This is a genomic window from Mycobacterium branderi (genome assembly GCF_010728725.1).
Classification (GTDB): domain Bacteria; phylum Actinomycetota; class Actinomycetes; order Mycobacteriales; family Mycobacteriaceae; genus Mycobacterium; species Mycobacterium branderi.
On record NZ_AP022607.1, the window covers coordinates 322,253 to 338,720 of the forward strand.

Genomic DNA, 16,468 nt, shown 5'->3' on the forward strand with positions numbered 1-16,468 from the left:
GGTGGTCCCGCACGACGCGCTTAGGCTGAATCTGCGTCGCGGCCGCCGCGAACGGGAAAGGTGATGACGAGATGGGAATGGTCACGAGCTTCATCAGGCTGCGCAGCGAAGAGTTGGCAAAGCTGATCGATGACCCCGCCGGGCTCGACGAATTCCTGTGGAGGGACCGCGAGGAACCCAGCGGCTATGTCGACAAAGCGATCGACGGCATACAGTTCCTGCTGTCGGCGGCCGGCGTGCCGGTGTACCTGGCGCCGCTGGAGATGCCGGGCGAACCGATCGAAAACGGCCGCGGCGACATCTATTTCGGTCTGTCCACCGCCCAGGTCGCCGAGATCGCGGCGCACTTGGCGGCCACCCCGTTCGACGAATTGGCCGCGCACTTCGACGCCGAGGCGATGAACGCACAGCAGGTATATCCGATGGCCTGGAACGCCGATGACACGGAGTATCTGCAAAACAACTACGAGAAACTGGTGCGGTTCTTCGCCGATGCGGCGGCCCGAAACGGCGCCGTGTTGATGGCATCGGGATAGCGGATTTCGGTGCAGCACGGCGCAATTCCAGGCTACCGAGGACTGCGACCAGCGCCCGCTCGGGTGTGCTGTCGTGCTTGCGGCGTACTGGTCGGCCGGGCCAGCCGGTGCGACCGGCGCCGCTTTGTTTGCCCGCTGACAATCGGGAACCACGGCGCCTTACATGAGACACGAAATGAGACTTCGCGACCGGTGACGAGGGGGCAAGGGGGCGGCGACTCCACGGGGCCGCCTCGCTTGTCTGGAAACGAAAATCGCACAGGCGCCACCTCTCGGCATACTGCTTGAGTGGACGACAGCACGCTGCGCCGCTACCTCGCCTGGAAATATCGCCGCCGGGTACCGGTGTCCGACGAAGATGGGCTCACCTCGCCGCGGGAGGTGTACCGGGACTTGGTGAAGTCGGATTTCGCACCGGCATTACGTTCGGTTGGGCTGCGGGGCTCCAACGGCAGGTTCAAATTGCCCTCCACGGTGTGCTGGGCGCAGTTGGGGTTCCAGAAATCTTGGTTCAGCGATCGGCAAGAGGTGCGGTTCACCGTCAATCTCTCGTTCGTCACGACAGACGAATGGGAGCGCAAACGCGCGGAGCTGCCGCATCTGCCTGCTGCGCCCGCCCCGACAGTGCGGTACTGGCTGGGCCAGACGGTGGAGCGGATCGGCTGGCTCACCCCGCAGCGCGCCGACAAGTGGTGGTCGTTGATCCGCGGCGCCGATCCCGCCCCAGTTCGAGACGACGTGCTGGCCGACCTGATCACTTATGCCGTGCCATGGCTTCGATCGAAGGTATCTGAACTTTCCTGACCGCGGTGCTGCGTGGTGATCGCGCGGCGTGGGGTCCGCGCGGGAACCATCCGGGCCTTCTGGCCGGCGCCCGCGCCGGCCAGTGACGTCGCGGACGTACGGCCAGAACAGCAGCGGGCCTGCGGTGCGGCGGCGGTCGTGCGTGTGAGTGCAGGAGAACAATGCAAGGGCTAAAAGCGCGCTTCAATATTACCGTCGCACCGCTACGGATCCTTCCGATATACTCATCGCAGACACCCGCCACGACCCATGGAATGCTGCAGATGAGACCCACCGACATGCACCGGGCAAGCCGCCACCGCGGACCCGACGGGACCGCTATTGCAACCACGCGGCTCTGCAGCCACCCAGGGCGCGATGCCCAACGCGAGCCCGAGCTGTCGTTGAAAGCCCTATTCGGCAATCAGGACGACGACGTGGAAATAGCGGCATTCCATCCGGTCAAGCAATTGATCGCCACCGCCGCGCGCGACTACTACGTCCGGGTTTACGACTTCACCGGCAATCTGGTGGCAAGACTGTCCGGTCATACCGCCGACGTCGTATGGGTGGACTGGACCGAAGACGGCGAGAAATTGGTCTCGTTAAGCGATGACGGCGAGATGAGGCGCTGGCCTTGGACCGACGAACAGCTCTTCGAAGACATTCGCCCGGGCAGCGAAGAACAACGCGACAATGCGGTGGTCACCTTCGACGACGCGCTGAATGGGGCCAACGAGCGCGGAGCGATCGTTGCTGTGCGGCATGCCCAGATGACCAGAGTCAAGGCGCACGATGCGGGGGTGAAGCGGCTGGCTATCCACCCGAGTAAGGCCCTGCTGGTCAGCGTCAGCTACGACGGCGCGCTGGGAGTATGGGACATCGCCTCGCAGATTCCCAAGAAGATATCGATGAGGACGTTTGGGTCGCCGGCTCGCTGCGATGATGATAGGTAGAACCTAACCATGCTCAAGGATTATTGGTGGATTCTGGCATCACTGCTATACATCATTCTGCTCGTGATTCTGCTTGTGGTTTTAACTCGCCGCGGAACGGTAGAAAGAACGTGGCCGAAAATAGCATTGGCAGTCGACTGCGTGATTATTCTATTAATTCCGGTCATGCATCCGCCCGGAAGCTACGTCAATGCAGTGATCGTCGTAGTCAGCCTGTTGTTATTGTTCAGGGGAGTTTTCAACTCCAAGATATTGTCGAACCCGTCGGGCAAACCCTGAACGCGGCGAAGCCCGGCCACTCACCGTCCGGAGAGGAGCCGGGCTCACTTCCTGAAGCTCACCGCAACAGGCGCTTTGATAATACGCGGATTCCCGCGAAGGGTTCCACCACCGAGAAACCGCGGGGATTTCGGTGGATTGCCAGCTCCTGCAGTATCGAATCAGGCTGTGGCGATTATTGCGACCCCAGGATCGCCCGGCCCTCGTCTTGACAGCCGGCGATGAAATCGCCGCGCGAGTCCACCTTGGCAAGCTTCCCGCTTTTGAGTTCCCACTTGAGCAGCGTGTCGCAGTACCCCGCCAGATCACCGTTTGCGACGTGCAGGGGATTCTGACGGGCCGCGTCATCGATGGCTTGTTTGCCAAGATCGTAGGACGGTGAACCGGGATCGGCCGCGGCGGCAGGTGAGAACACCACTGCGGCGGCGCTTACCGCCACTGCCAGTGCCATTGCACGATTCGCGTTCACGAGACGATGATACGCGTCTGCCTGGGCCTATTTTGCCCACAGAATCAAGCGCCGTGCGCCCACAGATGCAGCGGAGTTCAGTTGGCGCGGCGCTCAGAAGGTCCACGACCCGGCGGGTTGAAGGACGAAACCGCGGTTGAGGATCGGGTCGATACAGGCGGTCAGCCGGTCAGCGCCCACCAGGCAGGTGATGTCGCCTTTGGTTATTTTCTGGCCGACGTCGAGCAGCGGCGTGGTGATGATCGGGCAGCCCGTGCCTTTCTGAAAGCTGTAGGGACCGAGGTCTGTCGGCAGCGAGGTCGGTGATCCCACCGCCGAGCAGCCGTCGCTTCCCACCGGAGCGTCGGGAGGCAGCCCGGGCAGCGGCCCAGAACAGCCGGCGCTGACATGATCGCCCGGCTTGTAGGGGGTGGGCATGATGCACTGGATTCCGTCCGGGGTAACGAAATAGGCCGCGCCGCCGGCCCGGGGCGCGGCGGTATAGCGTGCGGGATCGACCGGCTGGAATGCACCCAGATCGGGAAACCCCGGCGGGGCGGCCGACGCGACGCCGGACGCGGCGAGACCGACACCGAGCCAGGCAACCGCAAAAGTGTTGGCGATGATAGCTATCGGTGTTCTGTTCAGCACGGGTTGTCGCCTCAGTGTTGGACGCCGAAGGTGGTCGTCCACGTATGGGGATCGTAGAAGTCCGGGTCTGCCGGATTCGGGGGCCAGGTGCTTACCCGCAGTTGAATGGTTTCGAGTCCGCTCGCCGGATCCAGCGACGTCCCCATGACAGTGGGCCCGTAAACGGTTGGGAGTTGGCCCTGATCTATCAGCGTTTGCGGGGTGGCGCCGATTAGCCCTTGTGGTGTGGCGGCGGTTATGGCCGACACCGGACCGTCCTTGGTCGCGCCGACAAACATGTATCCGCCGCCCTTGAGTGCGACCAGCTGACTTTCCCGATCACCGGCAAGGCCGACGTCGCCGGGGATGCGATGCAGAGTGTTGATCCAATTATTGGGATGGGCCGGGTCGATCGGGTCGGACACCCAGAGGCCGCGGGCGGTGTCGCCGATGCGGTCGCTGGTGTTGCCGATGATCACCATCTGGTTGGTGGCCGGATCGTATGCGCCGCTTGCCTGGAAAATGCCCGGCAGGTCACCGACTTTCACCGGATGCAAGGGGTCGGTGTAGTCCCACACCGAACCGTTGCTCACAAACGGGTTGATCGTGTTGTCGGCCGGCGGGGTATTGGGTGCGTTGCTGAAAAAGCCATACCGGTGGTTCCCCGGGCCGAGCGCGGTACCCGTCGGCAGCGGCCGGGTGCCCGGTGGGCCCTGCGCCAGCTCGGAAGCCGGGCTGCGGGGCACACCGGCTCGCGGATCGCCGCCGAAAACGGGTCCCTGGCCGTCCTGGAACTGGTCCTGTAAGTCGTACTGGTCCTGCTCATGCTGGGGCGGAGCAGCCGGTCCGGTGATGTGGGGATCGTTGGGCGGCGGTGCGGGGTCGTCGGGACCGGTTTGGTTGTCGACGGGCCGGATTGTGGGTTTGCGCTCCTCGGTGGGGTCGGGCTTCACTGCCCCGATTTGGGCGGCGTTGTCGGAGTCTTGAGCGTCTAAGGCCTGAACGGCTTGCTGGGCCGTGGCCTGGATCTGCGGTCCTTTGCCCGCTAGCTGCGCTGACATCGCGGTGACCTTGGTGCGCACGGTGGTCGCCACCGCCGCCGCGGCCGCATCGACCGGGGACGCGCCGCTGGCGACCGGGACGGGCCCGGGCTGTGCAGCCCGCTCCAAGTGCTCGGCCACCGTCGCCGCCGCCGACAGCACCGAAGCCTCCCGCACATTGATGGCCTGGGGCATGCGACAAAGTCTAGAGGCGCTACGCACGGTTATGGCCGGAGTTTTCGCGCCGCCCGGGGTGCCGTTGCAGCCAGGGCGACCCCTCGACGTTGCACGGCATGCGCAGGCCAGAAGGCATCACCAGTGGCCCACCGATCGGGGCGAGTAGCCGTCGAGGTAGCTGCCGGTGTCGTCGGTGCACACGATGACAGTGGCGCCGGGCGCGTTGATCGTAGTGATCAGATCAGTACCCACCGGCGCCGCCGTTGCCGAGATCGGTTGGCAGTCAGCGCGATTGAACAGCTTCAGCAACCGCTGTCGGGCGGGTCCCGCGCCGCCATAGCCGTCTGGGGCTCGTCGGGTGCCGACTGGCCGATCCGCGGTGCGAGACCGTTCGCGCCGGCCCGAACCGCCCATGGGCCACTTGCCGGCGAACAACTTGGCAACAGCGAGCAGCGCCAGCCGGGCCATCTCTCGTCGGTCGGCCCCGCAGGTGGGTCGGCGAAATTGGTGCCGTTTGGAGGCCACCGGCAACCTTACGATCAAATCCTCAGCGAACAGCAGAAGGTGGCAGTGGTGAAGCTCATCGGGCGGGTAGCGGCCGTGACGGCGGCCGCGCTGGTGGCCGTGGGCTGTACTCGCGTCGTGGACGGCGCCGTCAAGCCGGCACCCGGTCTGCCGCCGCGCCCGCTCACCGGTGAGACCGTCAAAAAAATCCTCCTCGATGAGGCACAGCTTTCAAAGTACTTCGGCCAGTCCTTCCGCGAGGACCCCAATTCTCCGCCGCGTTTCGGGGATTCCGATGAGCTATTCGCCGGGTTCTCGTCGGACGATGTCTCGCCGCACGAGTGCGTCGGGGTCGTGGTCGAAGCGGAAGAAAGCGCGTACCGATCCGGTCCTGTCAAGCAGGTCGCCGTTGAGCAGTGGTGGAACGCCACCGATTATTCGCAAGACCCCGCGGTGATCAGCGTGGACGAAAGCGTCGTCGCGCTGCGTGCGCCGGCCGACGCCGACAGCCTCTTCGCGCAGTTCTCGCAGCAGTGGCAGCGCTGTGACGGGACGACGGTGACGGAGGACGACCCAGAGGGCAAGCTGTTCTCGACGCATCAGATCAGCGAGGTGAGGGTCGCCAATTCCGTGCTCTCGGCCACCATGCATACCCGCGTCACAACGCCGCTTCGCCACGCGCGCGCCATCGGTGTCCGGGTGAATTGCCTGGTCGAGGTCGACGTCACCTTCTTCTCCGATCAGCCTTCCTCCGCCGGCATCGACCTCGCCCGGCAGATGATAGACCGGGTCAGCGATCTGAGCTGAGGCGAAAAGCCCTCCCCGCCAGCCAATCCCGGCTGGACGCCGCTACAAGAACCCGGCGAGTTTATAGAGGACCAGTGATCCGGCCACCGCGACATTAAGGCTATGGCCGCTGCCGATCATCGGTATCTCCACCGCGACGTCGAGTGCCTCCAACGCCTCGGGCGGTATCCCGCTGCCTTCGTTGCCGAGCACCACCACGGTACGGGCGCGCGCGGCGGGCAGGTCGCCCAACCGGATAGACTCGTCGGTGAGTTCGACACCCACGATCTGTGTGCCATTGGCGCGCTGTCGCACTAGCCACCGCGACACACCACCGTAAATCCAGTGCACACAAGAGCTTTGGCGCAACGTATTTCCCTTTCGCAGCGCCTCGGGCGCCCAGGGAAGGTGTGGCACAGCCATGCATGCCCCGACCGCATCGCACGTGCGCAGCAGCGTGCCCAGGTTGACGCCGTGCCGGGGCCACAGCGGCGCCACGATCAAATGGTTCCAGCACCGGTGCCGGCGGGGTCTTCGCTGACGGTGGATCTCCGAGCGGGTCCGTATGCGGGGCGCGCCCGGCGAACCGCCGGGCCCGCGCGTCAAAGCCGGGCGGGAACGCCTTTCCCGCAGCGCTGTGGTGATGTCACGCCAACCATCGTCGCACAATCACCCGACAATCATCGAGGCGGTGGGGCGCAGCGCCGTTAGGCTTGCTCTCACAGTGTGTCCGCCTTCAGGGCCGGCGAGCAGGAGGATATGCCTTGGGTGTCCGATAAGCCCGAAGCGCGCGAGGTACGTTCAGCGCATCTGCGGGCAACGTCAGCGCTGAGCAGACTCATCACCATTGCTGCACCGGTAGCCGTACTGATGAGCGTGGCGGCTCCATGCGCGATGTTCACCGACCCGCTCGGTTGGCGCCCCACCGACCCACCGGGCGCGCTCGCGCAAGCAAACTGCCAAAAGGCTGTCCGCGACGATCTCGTTGCTCCCACCACGGCGCGGTTTAGCGCGTTGCGCGCGAGTAAAGATCCATTGGCCGAGGATGACCGCATGTGGCTGAGATCCGATGCGCGCCGGGTGCGCTCAGTCTGGGCTGTCTATGGCGATGCCGAATCACAAACCAGGTCGGACGCCACAGCGCATGCGGAATTCGCGTGCCGTGCAGTATTTGTCGATGACAACAGCGAGCGAACCCTGGTGCACTACCGTCGCGCCGACGCGATGGGATGGCTGCGGTAGCACGAGTGAGGCCGGCCGAACTCGAGGATGTTTTCGTCGAGACCGTTGGCGATCGTGACCCGCTCGGGGCCGAAGCCGAAACTGACCGCCAGGGTGCCGTTACCGAAATCGCCGGCGCGGCCATCCCATTCGAGTAGGTCGATACTCACCAGTCGGCGGCCGTTGAATGCGGCGAGCCTCGGGTCTGCGTCGTTTCGCCATTCGAGGCGAGCGGACCCAGTGGTGTCATCAGCGTCCGACCACTCGATGCGCGCAGTGGGGATGATGATGTTCCAGGTGATGGATAACTGATCGAACTCCTGGTGGCAGATCTCGATTTGCTCGCCGCCGAAGTTCAGCACTACCGGGCAATCGGCCAGCCACGCGGCGTAGCGGTGGTCCCACACCAGCCAGCCGTCGGTGAGCCGGCGGCCGATGAGTGACGCAAGCCGCCCGCCGTGGGCGGCGATCACCGCGCTGCGGTCGCTGAGCCACTGCGGTTGGTAGCCCGGAATGCCGAAATACGCCATGCCCGATTATCGACCCCGTCCACTCGGATCAAAGCCCTACGAACACCCTGAATCCTTCGGTTAGACACCATATCGCCGTGACCAAGGAGGGCAGTCCGCATACCGAGCCAGTGAGTGCCGCGCCAATCGTCGGACACCTGCAACGCAGAACAGGCAATCATCTTCGGCACCACTATCGTGACGACCACAATGACCCGACCTGCTGAGCGCCACCACCGCGCCCTTGTCTGCGAGTTCTCCGCGTGACCTTCAACCAACCAGATCCGCCGACTCCGCGCCGACGTCGACGATGGCCAATCGTGCTGGCGGCACTGGCCGTGACCACCATCGTGGTCGTCGCGGCCACGCTCGTGATCCTGTGGCGAAAACACGCTGAGGAGTTCAGCGCCCGGCTGACCTGGCGACCGCCGGCGCAGGCATTTCTCCCGTCGATGCGCGTGCAGCCCGGCCCAGGCTGGCGCACCACCGCCACCGATCTCGGCTTGCCGGCTTTGACACCCGGTGATGCCAGACCGAGCAGAATTGCCACCGACGAAGACGCGTTCGAATCGTGGCCGTTCGTCGGAAACCTTGGCGACGATGCATATTTCAGAGCCAGCAGCGCCGGCGGACCCGGGCGGGAATGGTGGCTGGCCGGGATCAATGTCCGCGACGGCCACCGCTTGTTTCCCGCGGTGCCGTTACCGGTGTCCCCCGGAAAACCCGCACCTCGCTGTTACCTCAACGGGCCCGATGCCGTGCTGTGCCTTACGCGCGATATCGACAACGTCACCGCCTGGGTGATCGACGCTCAGACCGGCCGGGTATCCTACACCGGCCCGACCGATCTCCGCACATACTCGGGGAAACTCGCTGTTCATCAGATCGGGATCTACGCCGTCGCCATGACGCAGTTTCAAGGCGTTTACGGTATCGGGCCCAAGGCTGAAACCACATGGTTCATACCCGGTGATGGAGATGTCGACCAGCTTTATGCGCCTCCCCACGACACCGAAACTTTGACGCTGGCCAGCCAGACCACGCCAGGCCGCGGATCCGATGGGCGCGTAGTGTTTTAACTCACCGACGGCAAGGTCGTCAAACCGGATCTGGCCGATAACGCCGAACAGCAGACCACCGTCTTGTATCCGGGCGGATTCGCCGCGGAAATCCGTATCGGCCAAGACCTTCCGCGCGTTCAGTTCTTCGACGACACCGGCAAGCGGATGAGCCGGAAAAGCATTGAAGGCAGCCTCAACACGGCGGCACTGGACCTGCCGCTCGTCGAGGCACTTCGCAACACTTGGGCGGTGTACACCCCTGACGGGGGCAAGCTTCTGGAAGTGGCCGACGGGCGGCCCGTGGAAACGCGACTGATCGGCACCACGCTCTACGTTGGAGCGCCCGCAAACGAAGACGGCCCAGCATGGCATCAATACAACCTACGAACTGGTGTCGAGGGAAAGGGGTGTGACTACCATCTGGATTCCGCCTCCTACATCGGCACCGACGGAAGCGCGGCAGTGGCGGAGTACGGCAACCCCAATGTCGGCGGCGTGACCGAAGCATTCGATCTCGCTACCTGCGACACCCTGTGGACGGTCAGATCGCCGATCGGATCTCTTCACCAGTTGTGGCGGATAAACACCACACTCGTGCAGTTGTCCGACGACGGAACAGAACTCGTCTCCCTGGTCGCGCCGACCCGCTGAATCTATCCAAAGCCGCCGTCATCCAAGCCCGCAGCTTGCAGTCGAGACCTCCTGTGGCAGAAGGTAATCCGTCCCGATCGTCGGCTTCACGTCGCGACCAGACGTCGGTCGATCACCTACAACGGTTCTCGGCCCGAGGCCCGAGAGCGGCTACCAACCCGGTCTTTAGGAGGCGACCTCTCGCAACGGCGCGCCGCAGCGCACCCGCTCGCTACGACCCGGAGATCCGTTTGGCGATTTCGTTGGTCACGTCGGGGGCCTGGCTGCTGCCGCTGGCCGAGCACAGCCGCACGTCGATAACCACGTTGCTCTTGGCGGTGAGCGCGCGCTGGCAGCCCCACGTGCCGGTCCCCGAGACCTGCACGGACGTTGACACGGTGAGCACACCGGCACTGCTTGACGGATTCACCACGTGCCAGTCCTGATTGGGCCCGTGTCCCAGTGTCGCGTTCACGGTCTTGTAGGCGCAGCCCGACCACTTGCGCGACTGGGTATCGACAAATGCTTTGGCCTGCCCGGCGTTGCCGAACGACACCACCGCCTGGGCCACGTCGTTTTGGAACTGCTCACCGGCCTGGTGCAACTGCTGGAGCCTCATGGCGCCAAAGCCGGAGCCGGCGTAGACCGGCTGCTCGACCGGCGCCACTGTGCCCAGGCAATCCGCCGGCGTGGCGGTGCCCGTCGGGAAGTCCGACGTGTCTTTGATGACCTTGAGGCCATCGGTGACCAGTAGCGAGTCGAGGGCTTCGGGGTCCAGTAGCAGCCCGGGAAGTGCATCAGCGGACACGTTGGCCCCGGCGCCGGGCGTGGTCGTCGAGGGTGCGGCGCTGCCCGAGCTCGGCGCCGTCGAAGTCGGCTTCGGCGCTGAGCTCGACGCCGGCGCCACCGAGCTGCTCGACGCCGTCGTGGACGACTCGGATTTATGGACGCGGCCGGCAACAAACCAAACCCCGGTTCCGACCAGGGCAGCGACCACCACGACGACCGCCCCGATCAGCCACCACCGGCCGCTACTCCGCCCGCCGGGCGGCGGGCCGGTCGGCGGCGTCCACGACGGCGCCCAGGGCTGCCAGCCCGGCGGAGGGGAGCCCTGAGGCTGCTGGCCCCCTGGGTAGCCCTGCGGGCCGGCAGGCCCACCGGCGATGATCGTGTCTTCATCAGGTCGGGTGCGGCGGGGTCCAGGCTCCCCGCCGGGCCCGAAACCCCCGGCAGGCGGATATCCGGACGGAGGAACGCTCATTGACGTCGGGCCTTTCTCGTCGGATGAAACCATCACGCGGTCTCAGGATGGCAGGCGATTGGCCACATCGTCGCACAGGCGCCGGGTGCGCCGACGCGGATGTGCGAATGAGGGGCCCGGGGCGTTGGCGGTCGCGGCCATCTGGCCCCACGACAGTCCTGACCTCTGCGCCGCCCCGGGCGGTTTCGTGCGCTGACGCGGGCCGCGACGCTGTAACCGGCGTGTGCGCAAGTGTGCGATCGACAGCCGGGCGTTGACGAGGATCACGGGAAATGCGGATGCGAGCACGGTCAGCCTCCCAGTGCCCAGCATTGCGTGGGGCCGGGAATTTAACGCGTGCGCTGCCGCGCAATGGCCTGCGCGGCACCGCAATTCGCAGACAAGTCCCGGGAAGCCGCCCGTCGTCCAGTTTCCGGCGGCTGCGGCTCGTGGGCCGGCAGACCGGGATCGTGCAGTAGGTTAGGGCTGCGGCGGCTTTTGATAACCGCGGGGTGCTCAGCGGTTCGAAGGGATCAGCGTGGCGACAGTCATCGTGCGGGCGGTCGATTACGACCAAAGCGGTTTCGGTGAAGCACACGCGGTACCCGAGCTGCAGCAACAACTTCCGCTCGCCGCGAAGCTGATGCGTCGCTTGGCCGGTCCGGACCGCGACGATTACTTTTTGGCGGTGCTCGAGCATGCGATCAAATACCATCCTTCAGCGCAGTTCGACTGGACCCGGCCGCAGTCCGAATTCATTGCCACCGATGCCGATGGCCAGTTCCTGTGGGTGTACGCGGTCATCATCGCCAGCCTCAGGGCAGGGACGCAGATCCACGCCGGCATGAAAAGCTTTCCGGTGCGGATGGCCTACGTGATCGACCAAACCGTGGGGCGAGACGCTCAGCTCGAGTTCAGCAAGTGCGATTCCATCGGGTGGGCCACCATCGACGACGTCGACGAGCCGCCTGCTGGACCGCACTAGCTTTCGAGTTCGTCTGGCCAGGCCGGCTCGGCGGTCTGCACGCCGACGGAAGCCTGGGACCGCCGGCGGGCCCTGCGGCGCAGGAGAACCACGGCCGCTGCGATGATCAGCAGTACCGGCAGCCAGGGCAGCAGGAAGCCGGCGAGTGTGACCAGACCGTGGCTGAACGACACCAGTGCGTGCCAGCCCCGCTTGACGGAGGCGACGAATCCAGGTGCCGGGGGCGCGAACTCGGACGACACACTGACCCGGATCGTCGCGTAGCTGATCTGCTCGCCGAGCTGTACGCGCTGGGCGCGCAGGCTGTCGAGGTCCGCCTGCCGCTTTGACAGCGCCTCCTCGGCCTGCAGCAGATCGCCTGTGCTGCCGGCGTTTTTCATCAGCGCGTTCAACCGGTCCACCGACGTCTGCAAAGCGGCGATCCGGGCATCGAGATCCACGCGTCCGCTGGTGACGTCTTCGTGCTTCAGGGATATCGACGTGACGGTCCCCAGGTGTTTTGCGCTCGTGACGAATTCGTCGACCTTCTGTGATGGGATGCGCAATGTCAGGTCGGCGCTGCCGGATCGGCCGGACGCCGTGCGTTCGGTGCGGTCATCGACGCGCCCGCCCATCCCGGTCGTGAGATCAGCCAGCCGGTCCGCGGCCTTGCCGACGTCGGCTGCAGTGATGCTGATGTTGCCGGTCGTCACGATATCGCGCTGTGGTTGATTCGACGGGCTTGATGGCGCCGCCGGCGCGGGGTCGCCGGCACCCGACACCGGCCGGTTCCCGGCGCAACCACAGAGCACGGCGATGAGCACTGTCGCCAGGCCGATCAACAGCGCCAGGTGCGCCGGCTTGCGGTTGGTGACCATGACGACAACCCTAAAGCTGCCTCAGCGGGGTCAGACGCACCAAAATTGCGTCCAGGCGCCCGCCGCCATGCGTTCGGAAGCGCGACTAGTAGGCGTTAGCGCCCCCCGACGGGGTGGCTACGGGTCAGCGGCGAGCGCTCATCGGTTGGGGCCTATCACCACCGTTCGTCGTCCGCAGGACCGCGAATCGCGTTCTGGTTAAGCGGTTTTGATGTTCTAGTCTACCCGGAGTCGGGATGTAGGAGCAGGGTGATGAGCGCGACCACGCTGAACGCGATGCCGATGGTCCCCAGCCCGACCAGCGACAGATAGCCGGAATCCATGCCCCACCACAGCATCCAGCAGCTGGCGGGGGTGGCGACGGCAAGGCCGGCCCAGAGGCGGATCTTGCTGGTTCGGCTCTCGTGCGCGGCATGGCGGGGTGGGCGCCCGGTGGTGTGTCGCCCATTGCCTGCAGTTTTCGCATCGCGGTGGTCGCGCCACGCCGCCACGATCATCCAGATGGCACCGGCGATGAGGATGACGCCGGTGGCGGGTAGGGAATGGCTCCGCCGGAACCCGGGCGGCGCCGGGTTGTAGGCCACCAGCGCGCCGCCAATCAGCGACACCACACCCAGGAGGATGCGAAGGAACGGTGGAGCCATCCCGCCATTATCTGGCCGTCAGGTCAGGCAGGCGTGCGCCAGGGCGGCCACCTCTGCGTCGAATCGCCGTTGAAATCGATGAATTGCCGCACCGAAAAGCCTGCTTAGTATTCACCTATGCACAAGCTGCGTCGCGCCGTTACCGCGATGCTGGCGCTATGCGCGGGCATACTGGCCGGCCCGCCCGCCTTTGGCGATCCCGGGACAGCAGAGCTCGACGGCCTGGCGGAGGTTGCCGCCGCCACCTACGGCACCTATGCGACCTATGGGGCCGGCGGCTGGCAATTTGTCACGCCAGACGGTGTGCGGTGCCGAATCATGACCTACATGCGCTGGTCAGGTCCGCCCGAAGCCGCGTGCTGGGGGACGCTTCCCGGCGTCGCGTCAGGCGAGAACTATGCATATGCGCTTGCCCGGGACAATGTGCCGGGTAACTTCGAGCCGGATCGCGATGGCTCGCAAGCGCTTTCGGGTTTCAAACATGTGCCGGATCTCGCCGTTATGGAGACCTACCGCAGTTACGAGCACCGAGGCGGTGACGTCGTCGACAACGTGGATCCCAACTCCTATCACTTGCTTGGCGCTGGGTCCAAGATCTTCGAAAAAGGCCCCCACGCGAACGTCACGTGTGGCGTCAAGGCCGCGGACACCATCTGCGTCGTCGACAGCACCACCGACGACCACTGGAGCCGCGGATTTGTGCTCTCACCCGAAGGGAGCCACGCGTTTTGACCGGATCCTTGGGCGAACGCATCGCACTTCAGTCCCGGATTAGGTCAACTCGAGTGTGGCCGGGAAGAACCCGGCGCGACACCGGGGCCGGCAGACCGGCTTTGGTTTTCAAAAAAACAGGCCGAGAGAACAGGGTCGGCCGCGCTGTGGGCGCTTGGGGCCGCACGTGATCGCCAACCGGTTCTGGCTGTTGCCGTTATGGGTGCAGGGGCTGGTGCGCGCCGCGATCTTCGCGCTCGCGGTCGGCGCCGTGGTGTACGTGCTGTACCCGACGTTCATCTACCGGATGGGCGTGCTGCTGTCCGCGCTGTCCGTTATTGCGTTGTGCGGGATCGCAATGGGCGCGACGCTGTACATCCAGCGCCCGGTCCGCCAACGTGCTGTGCAGGCGCTGGGCGGACTTGACCGCCCGCGAAGCCTGACCGCGCTCGAGGCATTGCGCACCGGCGAGGTGCCCAGCGATCCAGAGGTCCTGGCCGCCGCGATCCGCGCCGGCACTCTGGCGCAGGCCTATCGGCGCAAAACGACCCGCGCGCAGCGCGCAGCACAGTGGTGCATACCCGTCGTGGCGATCACCGCCGGCGTGGTGGAACTCTTCCGACTGCCGCCTGCGTTTGGTGGTCTGCTCACAGGCGCCGGACTGCTGTGGGTGGTTCAGCTGGTGACCAATGCGCGCCGCCGCCGACGCACTGACGAGAGCCTGCAAGTGCTGCGCGCCGCCGCAGATCCCGGCATGCCGGAGGCAGCGGACGTCGACGCGTCGGCGTTGCCGCCGCTTCGGTACGGGCTAGGCATCGCGGCGATCGTGATCCCGGTGATCGCCTTCATGACCCTGGTTTGGTTTGTGAGTTTCTCGGATCGGGACTGCCGCGTCGCCGGCGCCGCGGTGAACCTGATTTACGACAAAAGGCAGCTGGCCGACCCACGCAATAGCGAAGCGAGCCTCCCGGCCTACCGGGCGTGGTCCCAGCAATTGCGCAGCTATGCCGACCAGGTGTCGGATCCGCGGATCGCGCCGCGACTGCGTCGTATCGGCGATTTGTCTGCTCAAGCGGTGGCACTGGTCGAGCACTCCCGAGGTGCCGATGCCGGAGACTCGCGCGAGGACATCCTCCCGGGCCCCGACAAAGCCTTTGGTGCAACCATGCAGGCCATCTACACCGAGGACGCCGCGGTGGCCGCAGTCTGCTTCCCACACCGCTAACCGGGTGGAAGCGATGTGTTCGGCGTGCTCGAATCGCGTGACGCCCAAATCTGTTGGCGTTGAGGGCAGCTCTAAACAATTCTCGTCGCTAAGGCCTGAGCGCACATGGGCATTAGAGACGCCAACACGACGGCGTTTGGCACGGTGGTGTCCAGCCCGGTGACAAAACGCAGTTTACGCTTCTTTCCGGTCAGCGCCCATATCCGTGTCTGTCCCTGCTTAGACGGAGATAGGTTATTAAAGGCGGGGTTGACCTCGACATGATAGAAATCCGCCCACGAATACGTTCTTGTGCGCATCGCTCTACCTGTGAATCCGCGATTCGTTAGCGTGATAAAACACCAGCCATCGTCGATGGTGTACTCTTCCCCGCCGCGCACCGCTTCATGAATACGCCCCGCGATTCGTGGCTCAATATACTGTCTAGAAATATCAGCTAGTCCCCGCCAGGCTATCTCGTTTTCTGGAATATCCCGTGCCAGCGGATTGTCGAAATTAAGAGAACTCGTATGCCCGCCTCTATCCACAACCGAAAAGCCACGGTAAATGTACATACCACTTCCATAGGAGTTAGCTGGTCCAGGAACACCGATCTTCGTTCTGTGCCAATAAGCGACTTGCATGATTTCGTCGAGTGCGATCGGCCGGCCTTGAAGAATTAGGTGAGAGTTGGTCAATGATATAAGCCATTGCTGACCATCCCAGAAGTTGGTCACGTATTGCCCATCAGAACCTGGATACCATGGCATACGGGTAGCCTCTCATAGTTCCGTCTTCGGCGCGGTGGGCACCTGTATCTCGGGGAACCTTGACACGATCTCCACCAGCGAGTGGTCTGGTAAGGAACTCATCTCCAAAGGGGGCCCCGTTACGTGGCGGGCGTGGCAGATGCCGAGACACCAATTATCGACGCGGCTTGCTTCCCCTGACACCGATGGGCTTAGAATTGGGATTTGTCGATCCTGATGCAGGAGACCGATTTGGCGACGGGTCAACGGAATTTCAGGAATTCGCTAAGCTTCTCGATTCCGCACTTCCGAAAGATTGGGAAGGTGCAGGCTCACAGGGCTATACGAAGCAGGACATCCGGCAACAAGATCGGGCAGAAATAACGGCGACTGTCAACAACGTGATGCACGGAATAGTGCAGGATGAGGCCCGACAGCCCACTGCCGGGTCACCCTCGGCGCCAAGCACAATCTCCGCGGTCACCGGGCCGCCCAACAGCTTCTGACCGGGAAAGCGC

The 16,468-nt window shown here is 64.5% G+C and carries 22 protein-coding genes; 13 read left to right on the forward strand and 9 right to left on the reverse strand.

Features of this window, described 5'->3' with window-relative positions:
• Positions 1–71: 71 nt before the first annotated feature.
• From G6N47_RS26550 to G6N47_RS26565, 4 genes are all read left to right on the forward strand, one after another.
• Positions 72–536, forward strand: a complete 465-nt coding sequence (locus tag G6N47_RS26550; protein WP_083132706.1) for a YfbM family protein — start codon at positions 72–74, stop codon at positions 534–536.
• Between the two features lie 288 nt (positions 537–824).
• Entirely contained in the window at positions 825–1,340 is a 516-nt protein-coding gene (locus tag G6N47_RS26555) for a DUF4304 domain-containing protein (protein WP_083132707.1), read from the forward strand.
• Positions 1,341–1,501: 161 nt separating this feature from the next.
• Positions 1,502–2,275 carry a WD40 repeat domain-containing protein gene (locus G6N47_RS26560; protein WP_139799577.1) on the forward strand — a complete coding sequence of 258 codons (774 nt, stop codon included), beginning with the start codon at positions 1,502–1,504 and terminating at the stop codon, positions 2,273–2,275.
• A gap of 9 nt (positions 2,276–2,284) precedes the next feature.
• Positions 2,285–2,554, forward strand: a complete 270-nt coding sequence (locus G6N47_RS26565) for a hypothetical protein (protein ID WP_083132709.1) — start codon at positions 2,285–2,287, stop codon at positions 2,552–2,554.
• Positions 2,555–2,729: 175 nt separating this feature from the next.
• Here G6N47_RS26565 and G6N47_RS26570 read toward each other — a convergent pair whose 3' ends face one another.
• From G6N47_RS26570 to G6N47_RS26580, 3 genes are all read right to left on the reverse strand, one after another.
• On the reverse strand, positions 2,730–3,023 hold the full coding sequence (locus tag G6N47_RS26570; RefSeq protein ID WP_232080429.1) for a hypothetical protein: 294 nt from the start codon (positions 3,021–3,023) through the stop codon (positions 2,730–2,732).
• 93 nt (positions 3,024–3,116) lie between these two features.
• Positions 3,117–3,653, reverse strand: a complete 537-nt coding sequence (locus G6N47_RS26575) for a hypothetical protein (RefSeq protein WP_083132711.1) — start codon at positions 3,651–3,653, stop codon at positions 3,117–3,119.
• A gap of 11 nt (positions 3,654–3,664) precedes the next feature.
• On the reverse strand, positions 3,665–4,867 hold the full coding sequence (locus tag G6N47_RS26580) for a hypothetical protein (RefSeq protein WP_232080430.1): 1,203 nt from the start codon (positions 4,865–4,867) through the stop codon (positions 3,665–3,667).
• A 258-nt stretch (positions 4,868–5,125) separates the two neighbouring features.
• Here G6N47_RS26580 and G6N47_RS26585 point away from each other — a divergent pair, with 258 nt between their 5' ends.
• Positions 5,126–6,160 carry a sensor domain-containing protein gene (locus G6N47_RS26585; protein ID WP_232080431.1) on the forward strand — a complete coding sequence of 345 codons (1,035 nt, stop codon included), beginning with the start codon at positions 5,126–5,128 and terminating at the stop codon, positions 6,158–6,160.
• Between the two features lie 42 nt (positions 6,161–6,202).
• Here the strand turns inward: G6N47_RS26585 and G6N47_RS26590 are convergent, their stop codons facing one another.
• The gene (locus G6N47_RS26590) at positions 6,203–6,706 is read right to left on the reverse strand and encodes a TrmH family RNA methyltransferase (protein WP_211281508.1); all 504 of its coding nucleotides are present in this window, start codon (positions 6,704–6,706) and stop codon (positions 6,203–6,205) included.
• Between the two features lie 159 nt (positions 6,707–6,865).
• On the opposite strand from G6N47_RS26590, the gene G6N47_RS26595 reads away from it, so the two are divergent.
• Complete coding sequence (locus tag G6N47_RS26595; RefSeq protein ID WP_169717269.1) at positions 6,866–7,381, forward strand: hypothetical protein; 516 nt, start codon at positions 6,866–6,868, stop codon at positions 7,379–7,381.
• Here the strand turns inward: G6N47_RS26595 and G6N47_RS26600 are convergent.
• Entirely contained in the window at positions 7,345–7,890 is a 546-nt protein-coding gene (locus G6N47_RS26600; protein WP_083132714.1) for a hypothetical protein, read from the reverse strand. The genes G6N47_RS26595 and G6N47_RS26600 overlap by 37 nt on opposite strands.
• A gap of 299 nt (positions 7,891–8,189) precedes the next feature.
• Between G6N47_RS26600 and G6N47_RS26605 the strand changes: the two genes are divergently transcribed.
• Together G6N47_RS26605 and G6N47_RS26610 are read left to right on the forward strand one after the other, a co-directional pair.
• Positions 8,190–8,948, forward strand: a complete 759-nt coding sequence (locus G6N47_RS26605) for a hypothetical protein (protein ID WP_083132715.1) — start codon at positions 8,190–8,192, stop codon at positions 8,946–8,948.
• A 63-nt stretch (positions 8,949–9,011) separates the two neighbouring features.
• On the forward strand, positions 9,012–9,581 hold the full coding sequence (locus tag G6N47_RS26610; RefSeq protein WP_083132716.1) for a hypothetical protein: 570 nt from the start codon (positions 9,012–9,014) through the stop codon (positions 9,579–9,581).
• Between the two features lie 211 nt (positions 9,582–9,792).
• Here the strand turns inward: G6N47_RS26610 and G6N47_RS26615 are convergent, their stop codons facing one another.
• Positions 9,793–10,368 (reverse strand): sensor domain-containing protein, encoded by a 576-nt coding sequence (locus tag G6N47_RS26615; RefSeq protein ID WP_163659903.1) that lies wholly within the window; start codon positions 10,366–10,368, stop codon positions 9,793–9,795.
• Between the two features lies 1 nt (position 10,369).
• Between G6N47_RS26615 and G6N47_RS26620 the strand changes: the two genes are divergently transcribed.
• A complete protein-coding gene (locus G6N47_RS26620) occupies positions 10,370–10,675 on the forward strand; it encodes a hypothetical protein (RefSeq protein WP_163659905.1) in 306 nt (101 codons plus the stop codon).
• 663 nt (positions 10,676–11,338) lie between these two features.
• Complete coding sequence (locus tag G6N47_RS26625; protein ID WP_083132718.1) at positions 11,339–11,785, forward strand: hypothetical protein; 447 nt, start codon at positions 11,339–11,341, stop codon at positions 11,783–11,785.
• On the opposite strand, the gene G6N47_RS26630 is transcribed toward G6N47_RS26625, so the two are convergent.
• A complete protein-coding gene (locus G6N47_RS26630; protein ID WP_083132719.1) occupies positions 11,782–12,642 on the reverse strand; it encodes a DUF4349 domain-containing protein in 861 nt (286 codons plus the stop codon). The two genes, G6N47_RS26625 and G6N47_RS26630, sit on opposite strands and share 4 nt — an antisense overlap.
• A gap of 221 nt (positions 12,643–12,863) precedes the next feature.
• On the reverse strand, positions 12,864–13,286 hold the full coding sequence (locus tag G6N47_RS26635; RefSeq protein ID WP_083132720.1) for a hypothetical protein: 423 nt from the start codon (positions 13,284–13,286) through the stop codon (positions 12,864–12,866).
• Positions 13,287–13,403: 117 nt separating this feature from the next.
• Here G6N47_RS26635 and G6N47_RS26640 point away from each other — a divergent pair, with 117 nt between their 5' ends.
• Together G6N47_RS26640 and G6N47_RS26645 are read left to right on the forward strand one after the other, a co-directional pair.
• On the forward strand, positions 13,404–14,018 hold the full coding sequence (locus G6N47_RS26640; RefSeq protein ID WP_083132721.1) for a hypothetical protein: 615 nt from the start codon (positions 13,404–13,406) through the stop codon (positions 14,016–14,018).
• A 166-nt stretch (positions 14,019–14,184) separates the two neighbouring features.
• Positions 14,185–15,222, forward strand: a complete 1,038-nt coding sequence (locus G6N47_RS26645; RefSeq protein ID WP_083132722.1) for a hypothetical protein — start codon at positions 14,185–14,187, stop codon at positions 15,220–15,222.
• A 71-nt stretch (positions 15,223–15,293) separates the two neighbouring features.
• Here G6N47_RS26645 and G6N47_RS26650 read toward each other — a convergent pair whose 3' ends face one another.
• Complete coding sequence (locus G6N47_RS26650; RefSeq protein WP_139799579.1) at positions 15,294–15,938, reverse strand: hypothetical protein; 645 nt, start codon at positions 15,936–15,938, stop codon at positions 15,294–15,296.
• 218 nt (positions 15,939–16,156) lie between these two features.
• Between G6N47_RS26650 and G6N47_RS30425 the strand changes: the two genes are divergently transcribed.
• A complete protein-coding gene (locus G6N47_RS30425; RefSeq protein WP_372517558.1) occupies positions 16,157–16,456 on the forward strand; it encodes an EspA/EspE family type VII secretion system effector in 300 nt (99 codons plus the stop codon).
• Positions 16,457–16,468 lie beyond the last annotated feature (12 nt).